Below are 11,418 nucleotides of genomic sequence, written 5' to 3' on the forward strand. Positions count from 1 at the left end.
CAACAAGCGGCGCTGAAGAACTCCAGGTTGATCAGCGCTTCATCGCTTCGAAGAATTCGCTGTTCATCTTGGTGTCCTTGAGCTTATCCAGGACGAATTCGATCGCGGCGACCTCGTCCATGGAATGCAGGACCTTGCGCAGGATCCAGACTTTCTGCAGCTCGTCGGCGGGCATCAGGAGTTCTTCGCGGCGGGTGCCGGAGCGGTTGATATTGATCGACGGGAAGATGCGCTTCTCGGCGATCCGCCGGTCCATGTGCACTTCCATGTTGCCGGTGCCCTTGAACTCCTCGTAGATGACGTCGTCCATGCGCGAGCCGGTCTCTACCAGCGCCGTGGCCAGGATCGTCAGGCTGCCCCCTTCTTCCACGTTGCGGGCGGCGCCGAAGAAGCGCTTAGGCCGGTGCAGGGCGTTGGCGTCCACACCGCCGGTGAGCACCTTGCCGGAAGAGGGCACCACGGTATTGTAAGCGCGGGCCAGGCGAGTGATGGAGTCGAGCAGGATGACCACATCATGCTTGTGCTCGACCATGCGCTTGGCTTTCTCGATGACCATCTCGGCCACCTGGACATGCCGGCTCGCCGGCTCATCGAAGGTGGACGACACCACTTCGCCGCGCACCGAGCGGGCCATCTCGGTGACCTCCTCGGGCCGCTCGTCGATCAACAGGACGATGACGTAACACTCGGGGTTGTTGGTGGTGATGCTCTGGGCAATGTTCTGCAGCATCATGGTCTTGCCGGCCTTGGGCGGGGAGACAATCAGCCCGCGTTGCCCCTTGCCGATGGGCGCGCACATATCGATGACGCGCGCCGTGAGGTCCTCGGTGCTGCCGTTGCCCCGTTCGAGGCGGAAGCGCTCGCGGGAGAACAAGGGCGTGAGATTCTCGAACAGCACCTTGTGCTTGGCGTTCTCCGGCGGCTCGAAGTTGATCTCGCTGACTTTGAGCAGGGCGAAGTAGCGCTCGCCCTCCTTCGGCGGCCGGATCTTGCCCGCGACCGTGTCGCCCGTGCGCAGGCTGAAGCGCCGGATCTGGCTCGGGGAGACGTAGATGTCGTCGGGCCCGGCCAGGTAGGAGCTGTCTGCCGAGCGCAGGAAGCCGAAGCCGTCCTGCAGGATTTCCAGCACCCCGTCGCCATGAATATCCTCACCCTTCTTTGCATGGGCCTTGAGGACGGCAAAGATGAGATCCTGCTTGCGCGAACGGGCCATGCCCTCGATTCCGAGCTCCTGGGCCACGTCCAGGAGCTCCTTGGCGGGCATCTTCTTGAGTTCAGTCAGATTCATGGCGTCGTCTAATTAGTGAATGTTGGCTCGGGTTTGCGGGCCAGGCCCTGCCCCGGCGAGAGATGCCGGGGTCCTGTCGGTGGCGATCGCACCACGTCTATCATCGCTTGCATATCGGCCGCACGCCCCGCACCGCATCGACGGCCTGTGGGATGCCGCCCCAAAGTGAGCCTGTGGTGTCCGGCTAAGGGATGGCGCGTTCGCCCGCGCCTGACGATCGCGGGAGCGACCGCCCTGCCGGGTGCCTGGACGCCTGTGCTATGACATCCTTTCTTATAGGATCAGATATTGCTGTCGATGAACGCTGCGAGTTGAGACTTGGACAGCGCGCCCACCTTGGTGGCTTCCACATTGCCATTCCGGAACAGCATGAGCGTCGGGATGCCGCGAATGCCATACTTCGGCGGCGTCTCCGGATTTTCATCAATATTCAGCTTGGCAATCTTCAACCGGCCTTCATAGTCATTGGAGACTTCTTCGAGAATCGGCCCAATCATCTTGCACGGGCCGCACCATTCCGCCCAGTAATCTACGAGCACGGGCCTGTCGGCCTGGAGGACCTCCTGCTCAAAGTTATCGTCCCTTACGTAGGCTATCTCTCCGCTCACGGTGACGTGCCTCCAGAGTGCTTGGTTTCGGAGTCTTCCGGAAAAGATCGATCAGTTGATGGAATGCGAAGCGGGGATTCGCGTTGGGCGCGCTCACTGGCAACGCGGCGGCCGGTTGACTGATAACCGCAACCATAGCCGCGCCAATCCGGCGTGTCAATCACCCGTCGGCGGATGCCGCGGCCTCAGCGGCTATTGCAAGCACGGCGCAGGGGGCATATTGTGGGCAGTCATGGTGAGGATGCTCAACAAATCAATCGAAACACTGCGCGCGCGTGCCTCCTGAGTAGCCACCAAGTGGGCGCCAGCCCGAGCCCGGAGCCAGCAGCTCGACCGGGAGTCCCCGGCAAGCACAACGACAAACGTACGGCCCCACGCCGACATGTATCGCCCCGTTAAGCCGAGATGACCGACGTGCCCAGCCTGTTGCCTGGATTGCAATGGAATTCCGATTATCTACAGCGCCTCGCTTTGCCGGTGACCGTGGTACTGGTGATCCTGGTGGCGTACAGTGCCGCACGACTGACCTGGGGGCTGATGCCGCCACCGGCGGAAGACGTTGCGCCCCCGGCGCCCGCTCCAAGCCAGGCGATGGTGACTCGCGAGGAGACCGCCTCACCGGAGGCCATCGCCCAGTGGCACCTGTTCGGCGAAGCCGAACCCCTGGATAGCGAGCCACCTGCACGCATTGACGCTCCGGAGACGCGGCTCAACCTTCAGCTCAAGGGGGTGTTCTACAGCCCCGATGCGGCACGTGCGCAGGCCATCGTCACAACTGGCCGGGACGGGACAAAACAGTACCGCGCCGGGGACTCCATCCGCGGCGGCGGCACCATTGAAGCGATCTACGAGGACCGCGTCATCCTGCGCCGGGAAGGCGCGTTTGAGACGCTCTCGCTGCCCGGCGAGCGCATCCCCCTAAACCGCCAACTGGCGGACCTTGACCTTGATGGCGGCAACGGCTCCGCTACTGCGGTAGCTCAGCCGGCCGAGCCGAGCGCCGAAGCGCAGGGGGCGCCCGAACCCGGGGCCGAAGACGCACTGCAGCAGTACCGGCAACAGCTCATGGATGATCCACGCAGTCTAGCTCAGATGATCAATATGCAGCCGGCCATGGAGGGCGGGGAAATGGTCGGGGTCCGCATTTCCCCGGGCCAGGAGCCGCAGATCATGGACCTGCTGGGCCTGCAGCCCGATGACGTGGTAACCGCCATCGACGGTACGGCACTGAGCAACCCCAACGACGCCTTCCAGGCACTGCAGGGTCTCTCGGCAGATGGACCCATTGAACTGCGCGTGCGTCGCGACGACACGGAACAGACCATGCTGATTGATCTCCACTGACAGGGACGCAACGATGACAATCTGGCACCAACTGCTGATCACGGCTTTCGCCCTTAGCCTAGCCATGAGTGTCTATGCCGATGACGAGACGGTGGACGTCGAAGACGGCGACCAAATCACGCTGAACCTCCAGAACGCGGAAATCACCGCATTGATCAACACTGTTGCCGATATTACCGGGCGGAACTTCATCATTGATCCGCGTGTGCGCGGGACCGTCACCGTGGTCACCAGCCGCCCCATGGACGAAGACGAACTCTATCGAGTGTTCCTCTCGGTACTGGAAGTTCATGGCTTTGCCACGATCCCCACTGGCGATATCATCAAGGTCATCCCCGACGCCAATGCCAAGCAGCTCGGCACAGACGGCGAGCCTGAGGCCCCGGCGGATATCGTCACCGCGGTGATTCCCGTGGATAACGTCCCGGTCGCGCAGCTGGTGCCCATTCTGCGTCCGTTGGTGCCGCAAAACGGCCACCTGGCGGCCTACCCCCCCACCAATGTGCTGATCGCCTCGGACCGCGCCGGTAACCTGGAGCGGATTCGTCACCTCGTGGAGCAGGTTGACCGGGCCGGCGATGCGGAAATCGACATCGTCCCCGTGGAGAACGCCTCGGCCACGGAAGTCGCCCGCATTCTGCGCAGCCTGCAACGTGGCGATGCGGAGGGCGTTCCCGGGCGTGACCTGCAGATCGCCGTCGACGAGCGCACCGGCAGTATCCTGCTCTCCGGTGAAGAGAACCAGCGCCAGCGCATGCGGCGGTTGATCACTGAACTCGATGAACCCGACGAGGACCAGGGCGACACCCACGTCATCTATTTGCGCTATGCCCGCGCGGAGGATCTGGTGGATACCCTGACGGGGGTCAGCGAGAACATTCAGCAGCGGCGGGACGCCCAGGAGGGCGACGACGCGGCGCCGGTGAGCATCCAGGCGGACGAAGCCACGAACGCACTGATCATCTCCGCGCAGCCGAACATCGTCGACTCCCTGCTCCGGGTCATCGAGCGGCTGGATATTCGGCGCGCGCAGATCATGGTGGAGGCGGCGATCGCGGAGATCTCCACGGAGCGCGATGCTGAGCGCGGCGTGCAGTGGTTCGTGGATGGCGGCGAGGAGGGCGCGCTGGGCCTGACGCGCTTCGGCAACATCGGTACCCCCATCGAGAGTCTGCTGACCCTCGACACGGACGCGCCGCAGCTGGGTGATGGGGTCAGCGCGGTAATTGGGGATCTGGACAGCCGCGTGCAGTTCGGCGCCTTTGTGCGCGCCCTCTCCCAGGACCGCAACACCAACATCCTGTCCACGCCCTCGCTGGTGACCATGGACAACCAGGAGGCCGAAATCCGGGTGGCGGAGAACCGCCCGTTCGTTACCGGGCAGTTCAGCCAGGAAGGGCGCACGGTGCAGAACCCGTTCCAGACCATCTCCCGTGAGGACGTGGGCATCATTCTCAAGATCACCCCGCAGATCAACGAGGGCGATGCCATCCGGCTGGATATCGAGCAGGAGGCCTCCAATGTGATCGGTCAGACCACCGCGGCCGGCCCCATTACCAACCGGCGCACGATACAGACCAGCGTTCTGGCCGAAGACGGGCAGATCATCGCCCTGGGCGGACTCATGGACGACGACGTCCAGGAGGAGGAGCAGCGCGTGCCCGGACTGGGCTCCATTCCGTTGCTCGGCGAACTCTTCCGTTACCGCTCCACCAGCGAGACCAAGCGCAACTTGATGGTGTTCATGCAGCCGAACATCATCCGCGATCGCGCCATGGCGGACGGGCTCACCGGGCGCAAATACAGTTACATGCGTGCCAGGCAGCTGGCGCAACGTGACCGGGACAGCAGCCTGCTGAGTAACCCGAGAACGCCGACGCTGCCGCAGATGGAGCGCCCGGAGCTACCCGTCCCCTTTAGCAGTAGCCGCTAACATGAACACCGTGAACACAGGCGCAAGCACCGGCATGAGCGGAGCGCAAGCCCCGGAGACCATGCCCCGGCGAACCTCCTTCGCCTTTGCGCGGCGCCACGGCGTGTGCCTGATTGCCGTGGAGGCCGAGCATGCCCGGGTCGCCTACCGCCCGGGCGCGAATGTCCGCAGTTTGCAGGAACTGCGCCGAAGTATCGGCCTGCCGTTGCGCCTTGAGCGCATGGAAAGCGATGCCTTCGAGGGCCTGCTACAGCGCACCTATGAGCGCCAGAGCGGCGAAACCCAGCAGATGATGGAGGATATCGGCGAGGACCTGGACCTCAGTCGGATCGCCGAATCCCTGCCTGAGCCCGCAGACCTCCTCGAGAGTGAGGACGATGCACCCATCATCCGGCTCATCAACGCCATCCTCACGGAGTCGATCAAGGAGAACGCCTCGGATATCCACATCGAGCCGTTCGAAAACCGGCTGCTGGTGCGTTTCCGCGTGGACGGGGTACTGCGGGAGGTGCTGGAGCCGCCGCGGGTGCTCGCCCCACTGCTGATCTCGCGCATCAAGGTCATGGCGCGGCTGGATATTGCCGAGAAGCGCCTGCCCCAGGACGGGCGCATCGGCCTGCGTGTTGCCGGTCGGGCCGTGGACATCCGCGTCTCCACCCTGCCCTCCGGACACGGCGAGCGCGTGGTGCTACGCCTGTTGGACAAGCAGGCGGGCCGCTTGAACCTGACGCACCTCGGCATGCCCGAGAGGCTCCGCCAGCCGCTGGACACCATTATCCACCGACCCCACGGCATTCTGCTGGTCACGGGCCCTACGGGCTCGGGCAAAACCACCACGCTCTATGCCGGGCTCACCGAACTCAACGATCAGACCCGAAGTATACTGACGGTCGAGGATCCCATCGAGTACTACCTGGAGGGGATTGGCCAAACCCAAGTCAACACCAAGGTAGACATGACGTTCGCCCGCGGACTGCGCGCGATCCTACGCCAGGACCCGGACGTGGTCATGGTGGGCGAGATCCGTGACCTGGAAACCGCCGAGATTGCCGTGCAGGCCAGCCTGACCGGCCACCTGGTGCTCTCGACACTGCATACGAATACCGCCGTGGGCGCCGTGAGCCGCCTGCGGGACATGGGGGTGGAGCCCTTTCTGCTCGCCTCCAGCCTCATTGGTCTGATGGCGCAGCGCCTGGTGCGCATGCTCTGCGAGCACTGCAAGGAGCCCTACACGCCGAACGCCGTGGACTGCGAGCGACTGGGGATCGACCCCGCCGACCCGCCCACGCTGTACCGGCCGGTGGGCTGCAGCCACTGCAACCAAAACGGGTACCGAGGCCGGGGCGGCATCTTCGAACTGGTTCCCGTGGACGACCGCGTGCGCACCATGATCCACGACGGGGTGTCGGAGCAGGATATTGAGAGGTATGCACGCGACCGGACGCCGAGTATGCGGCAGGATGGCATCCGGCGCGTTCTGGCCGGCCAGACGACCGTTGACGAAGTCCTGCGGGTCACAATCGAAGACACGGTGCCAATGGATGCGTAGGCGGGGGCTTTAGCCCCGAGCGTTGCAGGGGCTCGACAGGGCGCCTGCAACGCACAGGCTGGAAGGCTTGCGGCTGGCCCTTCCACAGCGGGCTGACGGCAGTGCCGAGCCGGACGCTGTAGAGGGCTTTCGGCCAGGCCCAGACGGCCAGGAACGACAGACGGACCGCAGATGGGCGCATTCGAATACGCAGCACTGGACCACTCCGGCAAAGAGCTAAAGGGCGTTCTGGAGGGTGATACCGCCCGCCAGGTGCGCCAGCAGTTGCGCGATAAGGGCTGGATCCCGCTATCCGTGGATTCCGTCTCGGAGAAGCCGGCGGGCGCGCAGCGCCTGGGGCCGGTGCGGCTGGGCGGGGGCGTCAGTGCCTGGGAGCTTGCGCTGTTTACCCGCCAGCTTGCCACGCTGGTTGGCTCCGGCCTGCCTCTGGAGGAGGCGCTGCGCGCGACCGCCGAACAGGCGGACAAACCGCGGCTTCGCAGCATGATCACGGCGGTGCGCGCCCGGGTCATGGAGGGACACACCCTGGCCGATGGCCTGGCCCAGTTCCCCCGCGCCTTCCCCGAACTCTACCGCGCCACGGTCGGGGCCGGTGAACACACGGGGCATCTGGACGTCGTTCTGGAGCGGCTGGCCGATTACACCGAAAGCCGCCAGCAGATGCAGCAGAAGATTCAAAACGCCCTGATTTACCCGATCGCACTGGTTGTCATCGCCACAGCCGTGGTGGTGCTGCTGCTCACGTACGTGGTGCCGCAGGTTACCGATGTCTTTGCCGATGTGGGACAACAGCTACCGGCACTGACGGTGGGGCTGATCGCGGTCAGCGATTTCTTGCGCCATTACGGCATCTGGCTGCTGGCCCTCCTGGGTCTGGGGGCCGTGGTCTTCAGCTACGGCATGCGCCGGGACGCGTTTCGTTTCCGGATTCACAAGGCGGCGCTGCGCCTGCCCCTGGTCAGCCGGGTCACGCGGGGCCTGAACGCCGGCCGCTTCGCGCGCACGTTCAGCATTCTGGTCGGCAGCGGCGTGCCCGTTCTGGAGGCGATGCGCATCTCGGCAGAGGTCATGTCAAACCTGCCCATGCGCGAGGCGGTCGGCACGGCGGCAACGCGGGTGCGGGAAGGGACGGCCATTTACAAGGCGCTGCAGCAAAGCGGCCAGTTTCCGCCCATGCTCATGCACCTCATTGCCAGCGGCGAGAACAGTGGCCGTCTGGAAGCGATGCTGGAACGCGGCGCACTCAACCAGGAGCGTGAAGTCCAGGGGTTGGTGGACACGGCGTTGGCAATCTTCGAGCCGGCGCTGATCGTCATCATGGGCAGCATCGTGCTGATCATCGTGGCGGCCATCCTGCTTCCCATCTTTGAACTCAACCAGCTCGTCGCCTGAACGCGACGGACAACGACCACGACGGAGACGTTATGCACGGCAAATCAGGCGAGAGACCACCGCGGCGACAGGGCGGTTTCACGCTCATCGAGATCATGGTGGTGGTGGTGATTCTGGGAATTCTTGCGGCCTTCGCCATTCCCAACATCATGGACAATCCCGAGCGCGCGCGGGTCACCAAGGCGCAACACGATATTCGCACGCTGGAATCGCAGCTGGAGATGTATCGGCTGGACAACCACCGCTATCCAACCACGGACCAGGGCCTTCAGGCCCTGGTGGAGCGCCCGCGCAGCCAACCGGAGCCACCCAACTGGAAAGAAGGCGGATACATGCGCAGCGTGCCGTCGGACCCCTGGGGCAATGAGTACCAGTACCTTGCCCCGGAGGACGCCGACGGCCGCATTAAGATTTACACCTACGGCGCCGACGGCCGGCGCGGCGGAGAGCCCGCAATCAGCAACCGGGATCTGGACTGACCGCCGCAATGGCGCGCCTGCCAGGCAGCCCCAGCAGGGGACATCGGCGTCACCAGTCCGGCTTCACGCTGATCGAGGTCATGGTGGTGGTGGTGCTCATCGGTATTATCACGACCCTGGCCGTACTCAATATGGGCGGCGAGGATGATCGCGTGGAGCGCGAAGCGCGTCGCCTGGCCGCGGTGCTGGATACCGCCGGCCGCGAGGCAGTAATCCAGGCCCGGGAGCTGGGGCTGGTGCTGGAGCCTGATGGCTATCGTTTCGCCCGCCTGGAAAGCGACGCATGGCGCACGGACGCCTATCAGCACGATCGCGCGCTCGGCGCGCACGCGCTACCGGGGGATTTGCGCTTGCGGGTGAGCACCGATGATCTCCCCGGTGAGCGGGAACCGGGTGACAACGACGACCGCCCCCATGTGCTGATCCTCTCCAGCGGCGAGCTGACACCCTTTGAGGTGGAAATCCGACGCCCTGGCAGTCGATCCCCGCCGTGGATCGTCACCGGGGAACTGGATGGCACCATCGACTATCGACAGGATGATGACCGGCCATGACCGCTAGCAAAGCGCTCAACGGTAGTCGCGGCGACCTGCGCGGCCGCACAGGCGCGCGTGGCTTCACGCTGCTGGAGGTGATGATTGCCGTGGCGGTGCTCGCCATCGCCATGACGGCGGTGATCAAGGCCGGGTCGGAAATGACCGCCAATGCCCGCCACCTGCAGGACCGCACGTTCGCCCAGTGGGTCGCCGGCAACGTCATGGCCGAACTCCAGGCCGCCGCGTTCTGGGACGACGAGGGCGATGATGGCATCCAGTCCCTGGGCGGCCAGGAGTGGTACTGGGCCTTTGAGGTGCAGTCCACGCCCAACCCCGATTTCCGCCGGGTCGACGTGGAGGTCTACCGCGACGAGGACGACGACGCCCCGGTGGCCACCTTGACGGGGCTTATCAGCGACCCGGCCATGACCGAAACCGTTGTGCTGGCGCCGGAGGCCTAGTGTCCTGTAACCGCCATTCGTTGTTTTTTTCTTGTCGGTGCGCCTTCGAGGCCAAGCGCTGGGCCGAAGGCGTAGCGGCCCCTACGGCGAGGATCGGCAACACCGCCTCGGAGGCGCACCGGCAAGCCCGCCGGGAGCGCCCATCCGACCGCGGAGCGGTGTTGCGCCGCTTGCCTAGGGTGACGGGAGAACGGGGGTTTACGCTCATCGAGATTCTGGTGGCCCTGGCGATCTTTGCCCTGGTCTCCGCCGTGAGCTTCTCCGGCATACTGGTGATGGTGGACAATCGCGCACGGGTCACGAACCACGCCGACCGTCTGGCCGCCATCCAGACGGCCGTCAGCCTACTGGAGCGCGATTTGCAACAGGCCGTCGCGCGCCCGATCCGCGATCCCTTCGGTGATCCGCGCCCGGCGATGCTCAGCGAGGACCTGGCGGACCTGGAATTCACCCGTGCCGGGCGTTCCAATCCGCTGGGCCTGCGGCGCAGTGAGCTCGAACGTGTGGCCTATCGCATCGAGGACGAGCAGCTCGTGCGCCTGAGCTGGGGGGTGATCGATCAACAGCCCGAACCCCCCCGGCAGGATCGCGCGCTGCTCAGCGGCGCGCTGGAGATTGCACTGCGCTTCATGGATGCAGACACGCAATGGCGAGAAACCTGGCCGCCGCCGGGTGACGCGCCAGGTTCACCGCAACTGCCACGCGCGGTGGAGTTTACGGTGATCCTCGAGGACATGGACCGCGTTACCCGGGTCCTCCTGCTGGTCGATGTGCCGGAGAGCCTGCAGTGGCCCCAGGATCTCGAACCGTGAGCGGCGCCCACCACCGCCAACGCGGTGTCGCCCTGATCACGGCCTTGCTCGCTGTGGCCATCGTCACGATTCTGGCCGTGGAGTTGACCACCCGCCAGCACCTGGACATCAGGCGCACCCAGAACTTGCTGGCTCGGGACCAGGCCTACACCTACGCCCTGGGTGTGGAGCGCTGGGCGTTGTCCATGCTCATGGAGGACCGGCGCCAGAACGATGACGGCGTGGACCACCTCAATGAGTTCTGGGCGCAGGAGCTAACGCCCCCGCCCTTCGAGGGCGCCACCATGCGCCTGCGCATGCAGGACCTGCAGGGCCGATTCAACCTCAACAACCTGGTCACCGGGCCGGGGGAGGACGCCGAGGAGGCCATGGCGCAGCTCACGGGGCTGCTCCGGGGCCTGGACGTGGAGGCTGCGTTCGTGCAGGCCGCCGCGGACTGGATCGACGTCGCGCCGGACATCCGCTTCCCGGACGGCGCCGGGGACGACGTCTATTCGCGCCTCGACCCGCCGTACCGCACGGCCAACCGCCCCATGATCAGCGCCTCGGAGCTGCGCCTGGTGCGGGGCGTCGAAGACAGTGACTGGCGCGCGGTGGCCGCCTTCGTGACGGCCCTGCCGGAGCGAACACCGATCAACGTCAACACCGCACCCCCGGAAGTCTTGCGTGGCCTTGCGCCCGGGCTGTCCATGGATGCGGCGGAGTCCCTGGCGGCCGGCCGGCCAGACGACGGCTGGCAGTCGGTGGACGACTTCCTGGCGCAATCGGCGCTGGCCGGCCGGGAGATTGACGCCGCGGGCCTCAGTGTCGGCAGCAATTATTTCCTGCTGCAAAGCGAAATCGAGCTCGGGCGGGTGACCATCCGCAGCGAAAGCGTCCTGTACCGGCCGAGCGAGCACGGCGGGCAGGTCATTTTGCGACGTCAGGGGTTTTTTCCTTGAGGCTGGCAAGCGATTGCACCGGGACAACGGACCCATGACAATGCCGCAGGGTGTCTCGGGGCACCGCCCCAGGAA

11 protein-coding genes are annotated in these 11,418 nt (G+C 65.1%); 9 read left to right on the forward strand and 2 right to left on the reverse strand.

Annotation, left to right across the window (positions count from 1 at the left end; all coding sequences use genetic code 11):
* Positions 1-31: 31 nt before the first annotated feature.
* Together rho and trxA are read right to left on the reverse strand one after the other, a co-directional pair.
* Complete coding sequence (rho, locus tag QZT63_RS11395) at positions 32-1,288, reverse strand: transcription termination factor Rho (RefSeq protein WP_290651293.1); 1,257 nt, start codon at positions 1,286-1,288, stop codon at positions 32-34.
* Between the two features lie 281 nt (positions 1,289-1,569).
* Entirely contained in the window at positions 1,570-1,896 is a 327-nt protein-coding gene (gene trxA / locus QZT63_RS11400) for a thioredoxin TrxA (RefSeq protein WP_290651295.1), read from the reverse strand.
* 405 nt (positions 1,897-2,301) lie between these two features.
* On the opposite strand from trxA, the gene gspC reads away from it, so the two are divergent.
* The 9 genes from gspC to gspK all read left to right on the forward strand — a co-directional run bounded on the left by gspC (position 2,302) and on the right by gspK (position 11,343).
* Complete coding sequence (gspC, locus tag QZT63_RS11405) at positions 2,302-3,240, forward strand: type II secretion system protein GspC (protein ID WP_290651297.1); 939 nt, start codon at positions 2,302-2,304, stop codon at positions 3,238-3,240.
* A gap of 13 nt (positions 3,241-3,253) precedes the next feature.
* Positions 3,254-5,173 carry a type II secretion system secretin GspD gene (gene gspD / locus QZT63_RS11410; protein WP_290651299.1) on the forward strand — a complete coding sequence of 640 codons (1,920 nt, stop codon included), beginning with the start codon at positions 3,254-3,256 and terminating at the stop codon, positions 5,171-5,173.
* Between the two features lie 34 nt (positions 5,174-5,207).
* A complete protein-coding gene (gspE, locus tag QZT63_RS11415; protein WP_290651300.1) occupies positions 5,208-6,722 on the forward strand; it encodes a type II secretion system ATPase GspE in 1,515 nt (504 codons plus the stop codon).
* A 171-nt stretch (positions 6,723-6,893) separates the two neighbouring features.
* Positions 6,894-8,114: a type II secretion system inner membrane protein GspF gene (gene gspF / locus QZT63_RS11420; protein ID WP_290651301.1), complete on the forward strand. Its 1,221-nt coding sequence runs from the start codon at positions 6,894-6,896 to the stop codon at positions 8,112-8,114.
* Between the two features lie 32 nt (positions 8,115-8,146).
* Complete coding sequence (gspG, locus tag QZT63_RS11425) at positions 8,147-8,593, forward strand: type II secretion system major pseudopilin GspG (protein ID WP_290651303.1); 447 nt, start codon at positions 8,147-8,149, stop codon at positions 8,591-8,593.
* An 8-nt stretch (positions 8,594-8,601) separates the two neighbouring features.
* Positions 8,602-9,147 carry a type II secretion system minor pseudopilin GspH gene (gspH, locus tag QZT63_RS11430; RefSeq protein ID WP_290651305.1) on the forward strand — a complete coding sequence of 182 codons (546 nt, stop codon included), beginning with the start codon at positions 8,602-8,604 and terminating at the stop codon, positions 9,145-9,147.
* A complete protein-coding gene (gene gspI, locus QZT63_RS11435) occupies positions 9,144-9,590 on the forward strand; it encodes a type II secretion system minor pseudopilin GspI (protein ID WP_290651307.1) in 447 nt (148 codons plus the stop codon). The genes gspH and gspI overlap by 4 nt, the downstream gene beginning before the upstream one ends.
* 179 nt (positions 9,591-9,769) lie before the next feature.
* A complete protein-coding gene (gspJ, locus tag QZT63_RS11440) occupies positions 9,770-10,402 on the forward strand; it encodes a type II secretion system minor pseudopilin GspJ (protein WP_290651340.1) in 633 nt (210 codons plus the stop codon).
* A complete protein-coding gene (gene gspK, locus QZT63_RS11445; RefSeq protein ID WP_290651308.1) occupies positions 10,399-11,343 on the forward strand; it encodes a type II secretion system minor pseudopilin GspK in 945 nt (314 codons plus the stop codon). The genes gspJ and gspK overlap by 4 nt, the downstream gene beginning before the upstream one ends.
* Positions 11,344-11,418: the final 75 nt, after the last annotated feature.

Origin of the sequence: Aquisalimonas sp., from assembly GCF_007120195.1 — a bacterium.
Lineage (GTDB): Bacteria > Pseudomonadota > Gammaproteobacteria > Nitrococcales > Aquisalimonadaceae > Aquisalimonas.